We start from the raw sequence: 16,496 nt of genomic DNA on the forward strand, positions 1-16,496 counted from the left end.
TCAGTCGAGGAGGTTGTGGACCTCGGGGCCCGCGGTGACGCCGTCCACGAGGCGGTCGACCTGCTCGCTCGACAGTCCGGCTGAAGTCGGGATCTGGACACTGAGAGTGCGCTGCTGACCAGCGACGGTGATGGGGCGCTCAGCCAGCCAGATGCCGTCCGGCTCGTTGAGGAGAGTGCTGTGTTGGCCGGGCCGGGAATCCACTGTGGCAGTGATCTTTCCCGTGAAGGAGCTCGGGTCAGTCACCCCTCCTGTGGCGGGGACCAGGTGACCTGCGTAGTCGTTGCTGGGTCCGGCGACCCAGCCAGCCGGAGTCCGTGCGAAGTGGAAGGGACCAGCCTCTACAGCGGTGTTGGTCAGGGGAACGACCGGCCGATCGGGGACGGTGCCGGTCGGGGTCGGCATCGCAGCGGCGCTGCTTGTGGACCAGGCACCCGAGGACGGCCCGCCCGCGGGTGACACCGAGCCCGCCGGCCCGGAGAGCAGCGCAGCGCCACCGACGAGTCCACCCACGGCCAGGCCCGCCACCGCAATGCCGCCCCCTGCGGCAGCAATGCGGCGGCGGACCAGAGCGCGGCGACCGAGCCGGAGCTCGGTGGCCAGCTGGTGGGTTGAATCCGCGGCCGCACCGGAGGCCGGCCGGCTGGCGATGTCGAGCAGATCACGGAGGTCATTCATGACAGGGTCCTTTCGCGGGTCGCGAGGGGCGAGAGCCCCGGGAGTGCCCTACGCAGGGAGACGAGGGCCTTGTGGTTCTGTGACTTCACCGAACCGCTGGAGATGTTGAGGGCATCGGCGGTCTGATCCACCGACCAGTCGAGCCAGTGACGAAGCACGACGACTGCCCGTTGACCTGGTGGTAGGTCAGCCAGGGCCTGCAGGACCTGTTGGCGCACCACGGGGTCAGCACCGTCGTCGGCCTGAGGGACAGCCTCGGAGAGGGCAGGCTCGGGGGAAGCCCACTCGCGCTTTCGGTGTGCGCGGCGACTGTCATCGATGAAGGCGTTGATCAGAGAGCGATGCGCATATCGCAAGGGCTCGTCTGTGCGACTCACTGTGGGCCAGCGTGTGTAGAGGCGGACGAGAACCTCTTGGACGAGGTCTTCGGCTCGGGCTTCATCGCCCGTGGTGAGAAGCCGGGCGGAGCGCATCAGGCCGGGCCGGGCCTGCGTGACGAACTGCGTGAACGCCTCGTCGCGGGAGCTGATGCGCATACTTGTCCCCTCCGGATTCGACGCCGTCTTCACTCACCATGACGGATTGACTGGTGTTCCGGGTTGCCTCACCCCGGGTACAAGTGCCTGGAAGCACGCACACGGCAGTCGGGACCAAGGGCCAGCTATCCGATGAGGCAGGTTGGTTCGAGGTCGTGTCCCAGGGTCACGACCGCCAGAGCAGCACGACCCAGACCGCGTAGCCGAGCACCGCGACCGTGGCCACAAGGACCACGACCCCGATGACCTCAGGAGTCCTCACCTCACCCACACCTCCTGCTCCGTGCGACACCTGTCATGAGGCCACGCTCTCGCGCCCGGTGACCCACGGCCATGGAGGGCCCTACTCAGTTCGTCCGGCTAGCTCGGCTCGCTCGGCTCCCTCAGGCGCGGACAGCCCGTGCACTCGTGGCACCCCGGCAGTGCATAGATGAAGCAGCAGGACCGACGCTCGACCGTGGGGCCGTAGCCCTGCCCGATGGCTGCCCGCGCATCCCTCAGGGCCATGTCCCAGAGGTCGTCCACCATCCCGAACCGCTGGAGCGAGGACATCTTCACGCCGACGTCGAACCGCTGCGCGGTCTCCTGTCCAAGCCGTTCGTATGCCGTCCGCGCCTCATTGATGCGGGTCTCCAGGTCCGCGTCGGCCGGGGAGACGACCTCAAAACCGAGGCGCTCGGGATATCCGCCGGGGGCGAGGTCGACGGAGATCAATGACTCCTCGAGAGTTCCCAGCTCGACCCGCCACGGACCGGTCACGGCCGCAAATGCGGAGATCTGGGCGGGAATGCTCAGCAGGTGCTGGAGAACAAAGGCTGCGGCGACCTGCGGAGGTGAGGGGACGGCATACAGGGCGGAGTTGCGGGTGGTCAGGGTGTTGCACCATTGCTTCGAAAAAGCAAATGCGCTGGTCAGTGACAGGGCAAGGGGTCGGCCGACGAATTGAAGATATCCGTGGTGACGAGACAGAAGTGAGGCGACAGCACCCGCATCGGGTGCCGCCGCCTCACCGTGGGCTGTCGAGATCAGCTGTTGGCCTTGTCGTAGGCCTCCTGGACCGAAGCCGGAATGCGGCCCCGCTCACTGACGTCGTGACCGTTCTTGCGAGCCCACTCACGAACGTCGGAGACGTCCTTGCGGCGCGCACCGGTGGTCCGGCCCGCGCTCTTGCGGCCGCCGGAGCGACGGGCGTGACCGACCCACGGCGCGAATGCATCGCGCAGCTTCGAGGCATTGGCCTCGTTGAGGTCGATCTCATAGGTGACGCCGTCCAGCGCGAACGTCACGGTTTCGTCAGCGTCGCTGTTGTCGAGGTCGTCGACGAGCAACACCTGCACACGCTGTGCCATCTGGATATCCCTTCACGGTGAATATGAACGGGATTGAGATTAACAGTCAGGAATTGTCCTCGGGACCTTTATCGTTATTCTTTTCCCACTGGCTCTGGGCGAGCCGCTCACGCCGGTCGCCTTCGAGCATCCCCTTCATGAGGAAATAGAACAAAAGGGCCACGATGATCGTGGGCAGGATGGCTGCGAGATAGGGCCAAATGGTGTCCCACATGATCATGCCTCCGGCTTGAGGTGGGGGAAGAGAATCGTCTCTCGAATGTTGGCGCCGGTGAAGAGCATGACGAGCCGGTCGACGCCCAGACCCAAGCCGCCCATCGGTGGCGCGCCGTACTCGAGGGCACGCAGGAAGTCCTCGTCGAGCTGCATCGCCTCCGGGTCGCCCCCGGCTGCCTTGGTCGACTGCTCGGTGAGCACGCGGCGCTGGATCTCGGGGTCGATGAGCTCGGAGAACCCGGTGCCGCGCTCGACGCCGCCGATGATGAGGTCCCAGGCCTCGATGAGTCCGGGCTCGCTGCGGTGCGGACGGGCCAGCGGCTGAGCGCTCGCGGGGTAGTCGCACAGGAAGGTCGGCTGGAGCAGGGTGGGCTCGACGAGCTCGCCGAGGAGCTCGAGGAAGACCTTGTCGCGGTCCCAGAACTCGTCGATGGGCACCTCATGGGTGGCGGCGAGGCCACGCAGCGTCTCGAGGTCGGTGTCGATGGTCACCGTCTGGCCGACTGCGTCGCTCACCGCCTCGTGCACGGGCAGCCAGCGCCACTCGCTGTCGAGCTCGATCGTTCCCTTGTCGGTCTCGACCCGGCGTGAACCGGTGGCGTCCGCGGCGGCGATGTAGAGGTCCTTCATGAGCTGGGCGATCGTGCTCTGGTCGCCCCACGCCTGGTAGGCCTCGAGCATCGTGAACTCGGGGGAGTGGGTGGCGTCGACGCCCTCGTTGCGGAAGATGCGGCCCATCTCGTAGACGCGGTCGACACCGCCCACGACCGCCTTCTTGAGGTTGAGCTCGAGGGCGATGCGCAGCGTCATCTCCTGCTCGAAGGCGTTGAGGTGGGTGCGGAAGGGACGGGCCGCGGCGCCGCCGTGGATGAGCTGGAGGATCGGCGTCTCGACCTCGAGGTAGCCCTGGCGCTCGAGCTCGTGGCGCATCGCGCTGAGGATGCGGGCCTTGGTGCGGACCATGTCGCGCGCCTCCTGGCGCACGATGAGGTCGGCGTAGCGCTGCCGGACCCGGCTCTCCTCGGAGAGCTCCTTGTGCAGGACCGGCAGGGGGCGCAGCGCCTTGGACGCCATGCTCCACCGGGTCGCCATGACCGAGAGCTCGCCGCGACGGCTGCTGATGACGCGACCGGTGACCGAGACGTGGTCGCCGAGGTCCACGTCGGACTTCCAGGCGGCGAGCGCGTCCTCGCCCACCTCCGCGAGGCTGAGCATGACCTGCAGGCGCACGCCCTCACCCTCCTGGAGGGTGGCGAAGGCGAGCTTGCCCGTGTTGCGGATGAAGACGACGCGACCGGCGACGGAGACGACGTCGTCGGTCTCGTGCCCGGTCTCGAGGTGGCCCCAGTCCGAGCGCACCTCGGCGAGGCTGTGGGTGCGGTCGACCGAGACGGGGTATGCCGGGATGCCGGCTGCCAGCAGACGCTCGCGCTTGTCGCGGCGGATGCGCTGCTGCTCGGACAGGTCGACCTCGGGGGCACTCGAGGGGACAGCCGGAGTGGCCGTGACGGTTGCGGGGGTCTCGCTCACGTCCTCAAGGGTACGAGGGCTTGCTGGGTGTCCCGGACGGGCATCGGGACCCTGTGCCGGGACCCGTGTCACGACCCAGCGTCAGGACCTGCTGCGGCGGACCGTGATCGTCGGGGGAGCGGCCAGGCTCTGACCCACGACGCAGTAGCGCTCGGTCGAACGGGCCAGCCGGCTCAGGTCCTCGTCGCTGGCGTCGGTGTCCAGGACGGCAGTGACGGCGATCCCCGTCATGCCGACCGGAGCGTCCCGGTCCACGCCGAGGGTGCCCCTGGCGTCGAACTCCGCCACGGCGTGCAGGTCGGCCCGGCGGACCGTGAGCCCCATCGCGGTGGCGACGCTGCGCATGGTCACGCCGGTGCAGGCAAGCAGCGCCTCGAGGAGCATGTCGCCCGAGCAGGCGTCGTCGTCGTGGCCACCGGTTGACGGGTGGAGACCAGCGCGCGTGCGTCCGGACCAGACGTCGACGCTGGTGGTGAGCCCCGGGTCGCGCCAGTCGGCTCGCGCCGAGAGCTGCACGAGCGCCTCGCTCGGGTCGTCCCGGTAGAGCTGCTTGAGCGGTGCCTGAAGTGCCCGCAGGGTGGTGGCGTCCATCGGTGAGTCCATGTGGGAAGTGTCCTCCTTGCCGAGGCCGGTCGTGTCTCCCCGCTCACATCTCCTCGACCGGCCCTGTGCACTGCTGCGCTGGGGAGCAGCAGTGCACAGTCCAGGCGGGGGAGAGTGTGCATTGCTGCGCTGCGGGGCAGCAGTGCACAGTCCAGGCGGGGGAGAGTGTGCATTGCTGCGCTGGGGGGCAGCAGTGCACAGCGCACCTTGGACAGGTGTGAGGGTGGGCGGACACGATGCGCGGGGACATCAGGACGCGTCGTGCGCAGGCGGCTGCGCGGCGTCGTCCTGGACATCTTTGTCGAGGCGCCCACGCCGGAGCCGCTCGGCCTCCCAGTCCCGGGCTCGGTCATCCTCTTCCATCCGCTCACCCGGAGTGCGCCGACGAAACGAGGTCGAGGACGCCTTGGGAGACGGCTCGCCCCGATGACGGGTCCAGTTCCACGTGGAGGACGTGTCCTCCTCACACAGGTCCAGGTGGGCGGGGAAGCGGCGGTCGGCACGATCGAGCAGGTGTTCCGCGGGGTCATCCCAGTCCGCCCACTCCGCCGCCGCCGGATCCGTGAGAACAGGCGCGAAGCCCAGCAGCCGCAGGGCAGCCAAGACCTCCTCGAATCCCTCGGGCACCTGCCCTGCCTCCCAGCGCCCGACCTTGGCCCGGTCCCAAGCGAGCGCGTCAGCGAGACTGCGCTGGCTCAGTCCCAAGCGTCTACGGGCCAGGCGCATGGCGGCGCCAACCGCCTCTCCACTCAGGGCCAGTCGACCTGGTGCGTAGAAGTCCATGCATCCATGTCACGCCACTCGGGCGCATCCCGCCAGGTGAAGAAACGCCGACCGTGGACAAGCCTCGACCTGCGTGGTGCCTGTGGAAACCGGGGTCATCGCTCCTGCAGCATGAGGTCGATCGTGTAGTCCTCGGCGCGGTAGCTGTGGTCGCCGTACTCGACAGCAGTCCCCGCAGCGTCGAACGCCATCCGGGTCATCGTCAGCACCGGCTGGGTCCCGCGGATCCTCAGGTGCTTGCGCTCGGCCGGTGTCGGCATCCGGGCCGCGATCGACTGGTGGGCGACGACGGCGTGGACCCCGCGAGTCCGCAAGGCGGCATACAGGCCGGTCGCCTCGAGCTCTTCGCGCGAGATGTCGCTGTACGCCGGCGGGAGCCAGTTGCGCATGACCGCGAGCGGAGCGTCCGCGGCGAGTCTCAGGCGCACGATCGCGAGCAGCGGGGTGTCGGCCGGCAGGTCGAGGGCCGCCGCTGCGCTGGCGTCGGTGACCATGCCGTGCTCGAGGAGGACCGTGCGCGGGGCGCGACCCTCACGCTCGAGGTCGTCGAAGAGGCTGCTCAGTGCCACCCGGCGGTGGACCTTGCGGTTCGCGACGGTCGTGCCGAGCCCACGCCGTCGCACGAGCAGGCCCTTGTCGACCATCTCCTGGATGGCCCGGCGCACCGTGGGGCGCGAGAGCGAAAGCCGTTGCGCCAGGGCCACTTCGTTCTCGAACGGGTCCCCCGGCTGGAGCCGGCCGTCGTCGATCGCGGCGCACAGCTGCTCGGACAGCTGGTGGTAGAGCGGTACCGGGGACCCCCGGTCGATGCTCACGCTCACGAGCTGTGCCGTCATGTCGGGCACAGTAGCGAAGCGGGGCGCAAATGACCATATGTCCTGACAAAGGTTGACACGACCCGTCGCGGCGCGGAAGAGTTCCACCATGAGGATCGGACTGGCCGGAGTCGGCCGCATCGGTGCGTTCCACGCGAGCACCCTCGCCGGGCTCGACGCCGTCGACGAGGTCGTCGTCGCCGACCTCGTCCCGGGGCTCGCCGAGAAGGTCGCGGCCGACCAGGGCCTGAGCGCGGCGCCCGACATCGAGGCGCTGCTGCGCTCCGGCATCGACGGTCTCGTCATCGCGACGGCGACACCGGGGCACGCGCCCTTGTTGCGACAGGCGCTCGCGGCCGGCATACCGGCGTTCTGTGAGAAGCCTGTCGCCGCGACGCTGGACGAGACGATCGCGCTGGCAGAGCTCGCCGAGGGCAGCGGGACCCCAGTGCACATCGGCTTCCAGCGGCGCTTCGACGCGGGCTACCGCCGGGCCAGGGGCGCCGTCGAGGCCGGCGAGCTCGGCACCGTCCACGCCATCCGCGCCCTGACCCACGACCAGGAGCCTCCGCACGCGGCCTACGTGCCGACCAGCGGCGGGATCTTCCGCGACTGCTCGGTCCACGACTTCGACATCGTCCGCTTCGTGACGGGGCGAGAGGTCGAGACCGTCTATGCCACCGGCGAGAACAAGGGCGCCGACTTCTTCGCGGCCGCCGGCGACGTCGACACCGCAGCAGCACTCCTCACGCTCGACGACGGGACGCTGGTCACCGCGACATCGACCCGTTACAGCGGCGGAGGTCACGACGTGCGGATGGAGGTCATGGGCTCTGCCGCGTCCCTCGCCGTCGGGCTCGACGACTCGCTCGCGCTGCGCTCGGCCGAGGACGGCGTCACCTTCCCCGCCGGACCGCCGCACGCCAGCTTCATGCAGCGGTTCCTCGCGGCCTACCGCGCCGAGCTCACCGCCTTCTGCGACGTCGCTGCCGGCCGCACCCCCAGTCCGTGCACCGTGCACGACGCACTCCAGGCCTTTCGCGTCGCCGAGGCCTGCGAGCTCTCGCGCGCCCAGCGACGCCTCGTGTCCATGTTCGAGATCCCCGACGCCCCCGCCCTCACGAAGGCTCTGCGATGACCGCCACCGATCAGCCCACCCGTCCGCCGCTGACCGAGCGCATCGCCGGCGCCCCGATCTCTTGGGGCGTGTGCGAGGTCCCCGGCTGGGGCTTCCAGCTCGACTCCGAGACCGTGCTGGCCCAGATGCGCGACGTCGGCATGGCGGCCACCGAGTTCGGGCCTGAGGGGTTCCTCCCCGACGCTCCGGCGAACAAGGCCTCGACGCTGTCGGACGCCGGTCTGAGGGCCGTCGGGCAGTTCGTCCCCGTGGTCCTGCACCACCCCGAGCACGACCCTGTCCCCGAGGTCGAGTCCGCGATGGAGGGACTGGTCGCCGCGCAGGCCTCCACCGTCATCATCGCGGCAGCCACTGGGGTCGAGGGCTACGACGGCCGCCCGGAGCTCAGCGAGGCCCAGTGGGACACGCTCCTCGTCAACCTCGACCTCATCACTGCCGCGGCCGAAGCCCACGGGCTCGTCGCCACCCTCCACCCGCACGTCGGCACCATCGTGGAGTCCGGTGTGGAGGCCGAGCGCGTGCTGGTCGGTTCACGCATCGGGCTCTGCCTCGACACCGGCCACCTGCTCATCGGCGGCGGCGACCCGGTGGAGCTCGCCCGCCGCCATCCCGAGCGGATCGCTCACGTGCACCTCAAGGACGTGCGCCTCGACCTGGCCCGGGCCGTCCAGGAGGGACGGCAGACCTACACCGAGGCGGTCGCTGCGGGGATGTACGTCCCGCTCGGTGCCGGAGACGTCGACATCGCGACCATCGTCGGCTCGCTGGAGGACGCCGGGTATGCCGGGTGGTACGTCCTCGAGCAGGACACCGTGCTCACCGACGCACCGTCACGGACCGGGGTCGACCCCATGCTGGACGTCCGGGCCTCCCTCGACCACCTGCGCACGATTGCCGAGAAGGTCGTGGGGAACAGCAATGGGTGAGCGCACGGCATACGACCTCGTCGCCATCGGGCGCACGGGCGTCGACATCTACCCGCTCCAGCACGGGGTGGGACTCGAGGACGTCGACACGTTCCAGAAGTTCCTCGGCGGCAGCGCCACCAACGTCGCGGTCGCGGCCGCCCGGCACGGTCGCCGGGTCAGCCTCGTGACCAAGGTGGGACCGGACGCCTTCGGTCGCTACGTCCGGCGCGAGGCCGAGCGGCTCGGCATCGACCCCGTGCACATCAGCGCTCTCGAGGGCGAGCCCGGGCGGGTGCCGCCGACGCCGGTGACCCTGTGCGAGGTGCACCCGCCGGACGACTTCCCGCTGACCTTCTATCGCTTCCCGACGGCGCCCGACCTCATGGTCGAGCCGACGGACGCCATCGTCGAGGACGTGCGCGGTGCCCGGGTCCACTGGTCGACGGTCACGGGGCTGTCGCAGGAGCCCTCTCGCGCAACGCACTTCGCGCTGTGGGAGGCGCGGGGCCGTCGGCAGCACACGGTGCTCGACCTCGACTACCGGCCGATGTTCTGGGACAGTGCCGACGAGGCCCGCGAGCAGGTCGGGCGTGCCCTCGAGCACGTGACGGTCGCCGTCGGCAACCGCGAGGAGTGCGAGGTCGCCGTCGGCGAGACGGATCCGCAGCGCGCGGCCGACGCCCTGCTCGAGCGCGGGCTCGAGCTCGCCGTGGTCAAGCAGGGCCCGCGCGGAGTGCTCGCCGCAACGCGCGACGAACGCGTCGAGGTCGCGCCGTTCCCGGTCGAGGTCGTCAACGGGCTTGGTGCGGGTGACGCCTTCGGTGGGGCACTGGTTCACGGGCTGCTCTCGGGGTGGGACCTGCGCCGCACCATCGCCTTCGCCAACGTCGCGGGAGCCATCGTCGCCGGACGGCTCGAGTGCTCCACCGCGATGCCGACGACCGCCGAGGTCGAGGCCGCCCTGGCAGGGGTGGGCTGATGGAGCTCGACGACGTGACCCGCACCCGGGTGAGCGACCCGGGCCGCATCGTCACCGCCTGGGCGGCCCGGCGACGCCGCCCGCTCGTGGGTGACGACGGACGCATGCTCCTCGTCGCTGCGGACCACCCGGCTCGGGGATCCCTGGGGGTCCGGGGTGACGCCCGGGCGATGGGCAACCGCCGGGACCTGCTCGACCGGCTCCTCACGGCCCTGTCCCGTCCCGGTGTCGACGGTGTGCTCGCCACACCTGACGTCCTCGACGACCTCGTGCTGCTCGGCGCCCTCGACGACAAGGTGGCGGTCGGCTCGATGAACCGCGGCGGCCTGCAGGGCGCGGCCTTCGAGCTCGACGACCGCTTCACGGCCTACTCGGCCGACGAGATCGCGGCCCGCGGGCTCGACGGCGGCAAGATGCTCACGCGGATCTGCCTGGCCGACCCGGGCACGGCCTCGACCCTGGAGTCCAGTGCCCATGCGGTCACCGACCTCGCGGCTCACGGGCTGATGGCCATGGTCGAACCCTTCCTCTCCGTGGTGGAGGACGGACGGGTCCGCAACCTCCTCGACCCCGACTCGACCATCGCGTCCGTGGCGATCGCGTCCGGTCTCGGGGCCAGCAGCGCCCACACCTGGCTCAAGCTGCCGGTCGTCGAGGACCTCGCCCGCGTCATGGACGCGACGACCCTGCCGACGCTGCTCCTCGGTGGTGACCCGCAGGGCGACCCGCACGACACGTATGCCGCGTGGTCCGACGCACTCTCGCTCCCGTCGGTCTCGGGTCTGGTCGTGGGGCGCGCCTTGCTCTATCCGCCCGACGGTGACGTCGGTGCGGCCGTGGACATCGCGTCCGGACTCGTCCACGGGGGTGCGTCATGACGAGCGGTGGCACCGGAGCCGACAACGCGAGGTGGGTGCGCCACCTGGGTTCGCTCGATGACGGGGAGTTCCGGGTTGCCGTGACCCCGACCGCGAACAACCCCGTCGAGGGATGGAAGCACACGACGCTGCGGGTCGCGTGGCTCGGCGAGGGTGGACACGTCGAGCACGAGACGGCCGACGAGGAGATCGTAGTGGTGCCTCTCGCCGGGTCGGTGACGATCGAGATCGAGGGCGACGACGCGATCGTGCTCGACGGGCGGGCGAGCGTGTTCGACGGACCCAGCGACACGGCATACCTCCCGCGCCAGCGCAGGGTCACGGTGCGGAACAACGGGACCGGGCCGGCCCGCGTCGCCCTGTGCGGGGCGCGCGCGACGACCGACCGGGAGCCGCGACGCATCGCCGCCGACGAGGCCGCACCCGAGGCGCGCGGTGCGGGCAACGCGAGTCGTGAGGTCCGCGCCTTTGGGCTCCCGCCGGTCCTCGACGCCGATGCGATCCTCGTCTGCGAGGTCATCACTCCCGCGGGCAACTGGAGCTCCTGGCCTCCGCACAAGCACGACGAGGACCGTCCCGGCGTCGAGTCCGAGCTGGAGGAGATCTACTACTTCGAGACGCGCTCGACCGACCCGCGCGGGACGGAGCCGGTGGGCTACCAACGGGTCTACGGCTCAGGCGAGCGCCCGATCGACGTCCTCGCCGAGGTCCGCACCGGCGACGTCGTCCTCGTTCCTCACGGCTGGCACGGACCGGCCATGGCGGCGCCCGACGCAGACCTCTACTACCTCAACGTCATGGCCGGCCCCGGCAGTGAGCGGGCCTGGCTCATCACGGACGACCCCGCGCACGCCTGGGTGCGCGAGACCTGGAGCAGCTGATGAGCCACACGATCCGGCTGACGGTGGCCCAGGCGACGATCCGCTTCCTGGGCCAGCAGTGGTCCGAGCGTGACGGGAAACGACAGCGCCTCTTCGCCGGCTGCCTCGGCATCTTCGGCCACGGCAACGTCGCCGGGATCGGCCAGGCCCTCCTGCAGGAGGAGCTGCGCGCGTCCGCCAACGGTGCCGCCGCCGACCTGCCCTACGTCCTGGCCCGCAACGAGCAGGCCATGGTGCACACCGCCGTGGGCTACGCGAAGCAGAAGGACCGGCTCCAGACGTGGGTCTGCACCGCCTCCGTCGGCCCCGGCTCCACCAACATGCTCACCGGCGCCGCGCTCGCGACGATCAACCGGATCCCGGTGCTGCTGCTGCCGTCGGGCACCTTCGCGACTCGGGTCTCGGCGCCGGTCCTCCAGGAGCTCGAGACGCCGTATGCCGGTGACGTCACCGTCAACGACGCCTTCCGTCCACTGTCGCGCTTCTTCGACGAGGTGATGCGCCCCGAGCAGCTGCCCTCGGCGCTGCTGTCGGCCATGCGCGCCCTCACCGACCCCGCCGAGACGGGAGCCGTGACGATCTCGCTGCCCCAGGACGTGCAGGCCGAGGCGTTCGACTGGCCGGCCGAGCTCTTCGACGAGCGCGTGTGGCACGTGCGCCGTGCAGTGCCGGAGGCGTCCCGGATCTCTGCCGCGGCCGACGTCATCCGCTCAGCGAAGAAGCCGCTCATCGTCGCGGGGGGCGGAGTCCACTACTCCGGGGCCGAGGACGTGCTGGCGGCGTTCGCGACGGCGTCCGGGATGCCCGTGTCCGAGACGCAGGCCGGCAAGGGCTCGCTGCTCCACGGCCACCCGCAGCTGGTCGGCGCGGTTGGGTCGACCGGGACCACCGCCGCCAACGCCCTCGCTGCCGAGGCCGACGTCGTCATCGGCATCGGAACCCGCTGGGGCGACTTCACGACCGCGTCACGGACTGCCTTCGCGCGCAGGGGTGTCCGTTTCGTCAACCTCAACGTCGCCGCGTTCGACGCCGGCAAGCAGGCCGGCCTCTCGGTCGTGGGCGATGCGCGCGAGTCGCTGCTGGCCCTGTCCGAGGCGCTCGACGGCTGGTCGGTGTCCGACACCTATCGCAAGCGGCAGGGCACCCTGTGGCGCCGATGGGACAAGGCCGTCGACACGGCATACAACCCTTCGCGCGAGGTGACCGACGCCCTGGCGGACGGCCTCCTCACCCAGGCCACGGTCATCGGCGCCGTCAACGAGCTGAGCGACCCGCGCGACGTCGTCCTGTGCGCGGCCGGGTCCATGCCCGGCGACCTGCACAAGCTGTGGCGGGTGCGCGACCGCAAGGGCTACCACGTCGAGTACGGCTACTCCTGCATGGGTTACGAGGTGCCCGCCTCGATCGGCATACGGCTCGCGGACCCGACGCGTGACGTCTTCGCGATGGTCGGGGACGGTGGCTACCTCATGATGCCGACCGAGCTCGTGACCGCCGTCCAGGAGCGGGTCAAGGTCATCGTCGTGCTCGTCCAGAACCACGGCTTCCACTCCATCGGCTCCCTGTCGGAGGGACTGGGCTCGCAACGGTTCGGCACCGCCTACCGGCAGCGCGACGAGGCATCGCACCGGCTCGAGGGCGACGTCCTGCCCGTCGACCTCGCCGCCAACGCCCGTAGCCTCGGGGCGCACGTCATCGAGGTGCACTCCCGTGACGAGCTGGCCGAGGCGATTGCCGCCGCCAAGGCGTGGCCGTCCGACGGGGGCCCCGTCGTCATCCACGTCGAGACCGACCCGCATGTCTTCGGGCCCGACAGTGAGAGCTGGTGGGACGTGCCGGTCGCGCAGGTCAGCGAGCTGGAGTCGACCCAGGACGCGTTCGAGGACTACGCCACGCACAAGCAGGGCCAGCGGCCGCTGCTCGCACCGGGGGAGACGTCGTGACCTGTGTCCTGCGCGTCGGTGTCGTCGGGGTCGGGATCATGGGCGCCGACCACGCCGAGCGGCTCGTACGGCGCACCGCCCACGCCCGGCTCGTCGCCGTGGCCGATCCGGACGAAACACGCGCGTGCGAGCTGGCCGGGCGCTTCGAGGGCGTGCGCGCCACTGCCGGCGCGCTCGAGCTCATCACCGCCGACGACGTCGACGCCGTCATCCTCGCCTCGCCGGGATTCGTCCACGAGGAGCAGGTCCTCGCCTGCCTCACGGCCGGCAAGCCGGTGCTGTGCGAGAAGCCCCTGACGATGGACTCGCAGTCCTCGCTGCGGATCGTGCGCGCCGAGCAGGAGCTGGGGCGCCGGCTCGTCCAGGTGGGGTTCATGCGCCGCTTCGACCCGGAGTACGCCCAGCTCCGGTCGGTGCTCGCGGACGGCTCCCTCGGCCGGACCCTGCTGCTGCACAACGTCCACCGCAACGCCTCCGTCCCCAACGCCGACTTCCGCTCCGAGATGATCGTGCGCGACAGCCTCGTCCACGAGATCGACGTGGCGCGCTTCCTCTTCGGTGAGGAGGTCGTGGCGATCCAGGTCTTCTCGCCGGCGCCGACCGCGCACGCTGCCGCGGGTGTCGCCGACCCGCAGGTCGCGATCCTCACCATGGCCGGCGGCGGCCTCGTGACCAACGAGGTCTTCGTCAACAGCCAGGTCGGCTACGAGGTGCGGTGCGAGGCGGTCGCCGAGCGCGGCTCGGTGCTCATCGGCCAGCCCTCCTCCGGCCTGTACTCCACCCGCCTCGCCTCGGACGGCACAGGACGCTGGGGCGGAAGCGTCCCGGCGGACTACCGCGCGAGGTTCGCCACGGCATACGACCTGGAGGTCCAGGCCTGGGTCGACGCGGCACTGCGCGGCGACACCGTCGGTCCGTCGGCCTGGGACGGCTATGCCGCGACCGCCGTCTCGAGCGCCGGCATGGCCTCGCTCGCAACGGGGGAGCGCGTGGAGGTCGCGCTCGCCGACCCCACCGAAGCCATCCACCCTGTCTCCCACCGCCCGAAGGAAGCATCATGAGCACCCCCACCCGCATCACCCACCTCATCGCCGGAGAGCCCTGGGAGGGCACCGCCGAGCGCACCAGCCCCGTCTACAACCCCGCCACCGGCGAGGAGACCGGCGCCCTCGACCTGGCCTCGACCGAGCTGGTCGGCGAGGTCGTCGCGCGTGCGCAGGAGGCGTGGGCGTCGCAGTGGGCCAACGCCTCGCTGTCCAAGCGCACCCAGGTGCTCTTCCGCTTTCGCGAGCTCCTCAACGAGCGCAAGGAGGACATCGCGGCGCTCATCACGGCCGAGCACGGCAAGGTCCTCTCGGACGCGCTCGGTGAGGTGACCCGTGGGCTCGAGGTCGCGGAGTTCGCCTGCGGCATCCCGCACCTGCTCAAGGGCGGGTTCACCGAGAACGCCTCGACCAAGGTCGACGTCTACTCGATCCGCCAGTCCCTCGGTGTCGTCGCCGTGATCTCACCCTTCAACTTCCCGGCCATGGTCCCGCTGTGGTTCGTGCCCGTCGCGATCGCCTGTGGCAACGCCGTGGTCCTCAAGCCCAGCGAGAAGGACCCGTCAGCCGTCGTCGCGGTGGCCGAGCTGTGGCGCGAGGCCGGCCTGCCCGACGGCATCATGAATGTCGTGCACGGCGACAAGGAGGCTGTCGACGCGCTGCTGACGCACCCGGATGTCAAGGCCGTGTCCTTCGTCGGGTCCACGCCCATCGCGCGCTACGTCTACGAAACGGCGACGGCCCACGGCAAGCGGGTCCAGGCCCTCGGGGGCGCCAAGAACCACATGCTCGTGCTGCCCGACGCCGACCTCGACCTCGCCGCCGACGCCGCGGTCAACGCCGGCTTCGGCTCGGCCGGTGAGCGCTGCATGGCGATCTCGGCCCTCGTGGCCGTCGAGCCCATCGCCGACGACCTCATCCAGAAGATCAAGGACCGCGTCGGCAAGCTCGTGACCGGCGACGGCACCCGCGGCACGGACATGGGCCCGCTCGTGACCCAGCAGCACCGCGACAAGGTCGCGTCCTACCTCGACGCCGGCGTGGAGTCCGGCGCCGAGCTCGTCGTCGACGGCCGCGAGGTCGACGTCGATGCGGACGGTGAGGGCTTCTTCCTCGCGCCCACGCTCTTCGACAAGGTGTCGCCGGAGATGTCGATCTACCAGGACGAGATCTTCGGGCCGGTGCTCTCGGTACTGCGGGTGCAGTCCTACGACGAGGGCCTCGAGCTCATCAACGCCAACCCCTACGGCAACGGCACCGCGATCTTCACCAACGACGGTGGCGCTGCGCGTCGCTTCCAGAACGAGGTGGAGGTCGGCATGGTCGGCATCAACGTCCCGATCCCCGTGCCGATGGCCTACTACTCCTTCGGTGGGTGGAAGAACTCGCTCTTCGGCGACACCCACGCCCACGGCATGGAGGGCGTCAGCTTCTTCACCCGCGGCAAGGTCGTCACCTCCCGCTGGCTCGACCCCTCGCACGGTGGGCTCAACCTGGGCTTCCCGCAGAACAGCTGACCGCAGGCGCACCGCCGGCCGGACGCCGACGGCGGGCGGACGGCATACGGAGGGAAGCTCGAGGGTCCGGACGGAAACGTGCCGTCCGGACCTCAAGGTTCCCGCATGAGGAGCAAAAGGTGGGGCGCCGCAGCGGGTCACCAGCCCCAGGTGCCGGGTGCTCCCTTGAACGGCCCGACGACCCGGCTCGTGACCCAGCCGCCGTAGAAGCCGCCCTGCTGCGGGGTGACGACCTCGTCGTCCACGCGGCACTCGTCCATGGCCGACGGCATGACGGCGACGTGGCCGACGAGGGCCTCGAAGCCCGGCATCGGCTCGCGATAGGTCCACGCGGCCGAGCGGGCCACCGCCTCGCCTGCGACCACGTCGAAGTACGCCGCGTCACCCTTGAACTCACACCGGGTCGAGCCCTGCGCCGGGCGCAGCGTCCCGGGCTCGAAGTCGGACTCCGGGACGTAGTAGGTCGGCGGGTGGCTCGTCTCGAGCACCCGCACCGTGCGCGTGGAGCGGGCGACGAGCCGACCGCCGAAGCGGATCTCGACGCTCTCCGAGCTCGGCTCGACCCGGGGCGGCCGTGGGTAGTCCCAGGCCGACTCCTGCCCGGGGCCGGGAACCTCGCGTGTGGCGGTCATGGCACCCATCATGGCGGTCCTCCCTGTGTGCCGGGTGCTCCGTGAGGTGAGCACCCGGCACACGGGG

General features: G+C 70.4%; 18 protein-coding genes. 8 read left to right on the forward strand and 10 right to left on the reverse strand.

The window, feature by feature from the left end; genetic code table 11:
• From ASG74_RS11090 to ASG74_RS11130, 9 genes are all read right to left on the reverse strand, one after another.
• Positions 1 to 678: a hypothetical protein gene (locus ASG74_RS11090; protein WP_056142824.1), complete on the reverse strand. Its 678-nt coding sequence runs from the start codon at positions 676 to 678 to the stop codon at positions 1 to 3.
• Positions 675 to 1,214 (reverse strand): SigE family RNA polymerase sigma factor, encoded by a 540-nt coding sequence (locus tag ASG74_RS11095; protein WP_056142827.1) that lies wholly within the window; start codon positions 1,212 to 1,214, stop codon positions 675 to 677. The genes ASG74_RS11090 and ASG74_RS11095 overlap by 4 nt, the downstream gene beginning before the upstream one ends.
• Positions 1,215 to 1,574: 360 nt before the next feature.
• A complete protein-coding gene (locus ASG74_RS11100) occupies positions 1,575 to 1,973 on the reverse strand; it encodes a (2Fe-2S)-binding protein (RefSeq protein ID WP_056142830.1) in 399 nt (132 codons plus the stop codon).
• Positions 1,974 to 2,239: 266 nt separating this feature from the next.
• Positions 2,240 to 2,563, reverse strand: coding sequence for a histone-like nucleoid-structuring protein Lsr2 (locus ASG74_RS11105; RefSeq protein ID WP_056142833.1), 324 nt, complete (start codon positions 2,561 to 2,563; stop codon positions 2,240 to 2,242).
• A gap of 46 nt (positions 2,564 to 2,609) precedes the next feature.
• Entirely contained in the window at positions 2,610 to 2,783 is a 174-nt protein-coding gene (locus ASG74_RS11110) for a lysyl-tRNA synthetase (RefSeq protein WP_082569661.1), read from the reverse strand.
• A complete protein-coding gene (lysS, locus tag ASG74_RS11115; protein ID WP_056142836.1) occupies positions 2,780 to 4,309 on the reverse strand; it encodes a lysine--tRNA ligase in 1,530 nt (509 codons plus the stop codon). Before lysS ends, ASG74_RS11110 begins: the two co-directional genes overlap by 4 nt.
• A gap of 81 nt (positions 4,310 to 4,390) precedes the next feature.
• Positions 4,391 to 4,912 (reverse strand): OsmC family protein, encoded by a 522-nt coding sequence (locus ASG74_RS11120; protein ID WP_200942569.1) that lies wholly within the window; start codon positions 4,910 to 4,912, stop codon positions 4,391 to 4,393.
• 249 nt (positions 4,913 to 5,161) lie between these two features.
• Positions 5,162 to 5,695 (reverse strand): helix-turn-helix domain-containing protein, encoded by a 534-nt coding sequence (locus ASG74_RS11125; protein WP_082569662.1) that lies wholly within the window; start codon positions 5,693 to 5,695, stop codon positions 5,162 to 5,164.
• A gap of 95 nt (positions 5,696 to 5,790) precedes the next feature.
• Positions 5,791 to 6,531: a GntR family transcriptional regulator gene (locus ASG74_RS11130; RefSeq protein WP_056143544.1), complete on the reverse strand. Its 741-nt coding sequence runs from the start codon at positions 6,529 to 6,531 to the stop codon at positions 5,791 to 5,793.
• Between the two features lie 88 nt (positions 6,532 to 6,619).
• Between ASG74_RS11130 and ASG74_RS11135 the strand changes: the two genes are divergently transcribed.
• From ASG74_RS11135 to ASG74_RS11170, 8 genes are read left to right on the forward strand one after another with little or no spacing between them, the layout of a single operon-like run.
• Entirely contained in the window at positions 6,620 to 7,648 is a 1,029-nt protein-coding gene (locus ASG74_RS11135; RefSeq protein WP_056142841.1) for a Gfo/Idh/MocA family protein, read from the forward strand.
• A complete protein-coding gene (locus ASG74_RS11140; protein ID WP_056142844.1) occupies positions 7,645 to 8,574 on the forward strand; it encodes a TIM barrel protein in 930 nt (309 codons plus the stop codon). Before ASG74_RS11135 ends, ASG74_RS11140 begins: the two co-directional genes overlap by 4 nt.
• A complete protein-coding gene (iolC, locus tag ASG74_RS11145; protein ID WP_056142847.1) occupies positions 8,567 to 9,535 on the forward strand; it encodes a 5-dehydro-2-deoxygluconokinase in 969 nt (322 codons plus the stop codon). Before ASG74_RS11140 ends, iolC begins: the two co-directional genes overlap by 8 nt.
• The gene (locus tag ASG74_RS11150; RefSeq protein WP_056142850.1) at positions 9,535 to 10,413 is read left to right on the forward strand and encodes a class I fructose-bisphosphate aldolase; all 879 of its coding nucleotides are present in this window, start codon (positions 9,535 to 9,537) and stop codon (positions 10,411 to 10,413) included. The genes iolC and ASG74_RS11150 overlap by 1 nt, the downstream gene beginning before the upstream one ends.
• The gene (gene iolB, locus ASG74_RS11155; RefSeq protein ID WP_056142853.1) at positions 10,410 to 11,294 is read left to right on the forward strand and encodes a 5-deoxy-glucuronate isomerase; all 885 of its coding nucleotides are present in this window, start codon (positions 10,410 to 10,412) and stop codon (positions 11,292 to 11,294) included. Before ASG74_RS11150 ends, iolB begins: the two co-directional genes overlap by 4 nt.
• The gene (gene iolD, locus ASG74_RS11160; RefSeq protein ID WP_056142855.1) at positions 11,294 to 13,237 is read left to right on the forward strand and encodes a 3D-(3,5/4)-trihydroxycyclohexane-1,2-dione acylhydrolase (decyclizing); all 1,944 of its coding nucleotides are present in this window, start codon (positions 11,294 to 11,296) and stop codon (positions 13,235 to 13,237) included. The genes iolB and iolD overlap by 1 nt, the downstream gene beginning before the upstream one ends.
• The gene (locus tag ASG74_RS11165) at positions 13,234 to 14,298 is read left to right on the forward strand and encodes a Gfo/Idh/MocA family protein (RefSeq protein WP_082569663.1); all 1,065 of its coding nucleotides are present in this window, start codon (positions 13,234 to 13,236) and stop codon (positions 14,296 to 14,298) included. Before iolD ends, ASG74_RS11165 begins: the two co-directional genes overlap by 4 nt.
• Positions 14,295 to 15,797 (forward strand): CoA-acylating methylmalonate-semialdehyde dehydrogenase, encoded by a 1,503-nt coding sequence (locus ASG74_RS11170; RefSeq protein ID WP_056142858.1) that lies wholly within the window; start codon positions 14,295 to 14,297, stop codon positions 15,795 to 15,797. Before ASG74_RS11165 ends, ASG74_RS11170 begins: the two co-directional genes overlap by 4 nt.
• Before the next feature lie 137 nt (positions 15,798 to 15,934).
• Here ASG74_RS11170 and ASG74_RS11175 read toward each other — a convergent pair whose 3' ends face one another.
• Complete coding sequence (locus ASG74_RS11175) at positions 15,935 to 16,429, reverse strand: DUF427 domain-containing protein (protein ID WP_056143550.1); 495 nt, start codon at positions 16,427 to 16,429, stop codon at positions 15,935 to 15,937.
• Between the last annotated feature and the right edge of the window lie 67 nt (positions 16,430 to 16,496).

The organism is Knoellia sp. Soil729 (assembly GCF_001427985.1).
In the GTDB taxonomy this organism is placed as follows: domain Bacteria; phylum Actinomycetota; class Actinomycetes; order Actinomycetales; family Dermatophilaceae; genus Knoellia.

Bases quoted from the DNA above. Each gene is read 5' to 3' on its own strand.
- ASG74_RS11090 (WP_056142824.1), bottom strand. From the start codon at position 678: ATGAATGACCTCCGTGATCTGCTCGACATCGCCAGCCGGCCGGCCTCC.
- ASG74_RS11095 (WP_056142827.1), bottom strand. From the start codon at position 1,214: ATGCGCATCAGCTCCCGCGACGAGGCGTTCACGCAGTTCGTCACGCAG.
- ASG74_RS11105 (WP_056142833.1), bottom strand. From the start codon at position 2,563: ATGGCACAGCGTGTGCAGGTGTTGCTCGTCGACGACCTCGACAACAGC.
- ASG74_RS11110 (WP_082569661.1), bottom strand. From the start codon at position 2,783: ATGATCATGTGGGACACCATTTGGCCCTATCTCGCAGCCATCCTGCCC.
- ASG74_RS11120 (WP_200942569.1), bottom strand. From the start codon at position 4,912: ATGGACTCACCGATGGACGCCACCACCCTGCGGGCACTTCAGGCACCG.
- ASG74_RS11125 (WP_082569662.1), bottom strand. From the start codon at position 5,695: ATGGACTTCTACGCACCAGGTCGACTGGCCCTGAGTGGAGAGGCGGTT.
- ASG74_RS11130 (WP_056143544.1), bottom strand. From the start codon at position 6,531: ATGACGGCACAGCTCGTGAGCGTGAGCATCGACCGGGGGTCCCCGGTA.
- ASG74_RS11135 (WP_056142841.1), top strand. From the start codon at position 6,620: ATGAGGATCGGACTGGCCGGAGTCGGCCGCATCGGTGCGTTCCACGCG.
- ASG74_RS11140 (WP_056142844.1), top strand. From the start codon at position 7,645: ATGACCGCCACCGATCAGCCCACCCGTCCGCCGCTGACCGAGCGCATC.
- iolC (WP_056142847.1), top strand. From the start codon at position 8,567: ATGGGTGAGCGCACGGCATACGACCTCGTCGCCATCGGGCGCACGGGC.
- ASG74_RS11150 (WP_056142850.1), top strand. From the start codon at position 9,535: ATGGAGCTCGACGACGTGACCCGCACCCGGGTGAGCGACCCGGGCCGC.
- iolB (WP_056142853.1), top strand. From the start codon at position 10,410: ATGACGAGCGGTGGCACCGGAGCCGACAACGCGAGGTGGGTGCGCCAC.
- iolD (WP_056142855.1), top strand. From the start codon at position 11,294: ATGAGCCACACGATCCGGCTGACGGTGGCCCAGGCGACGATCCGCTTC.
- ASG74_RS11170 (WP_056142858.1), top strand. From the start codon at position 14,295: ATGAGCACCCCCACCCGCATCACCCACCTCATCGCCGGAGAGCCCTGG.
- ASG74_RS11175 (WP_056143550.1), bottom strand. From the start codon at position 16,429: ATGACCGCCACACGCGAGGTTCCCGGCCCCGGGCAGGAGTCGGCCTGG.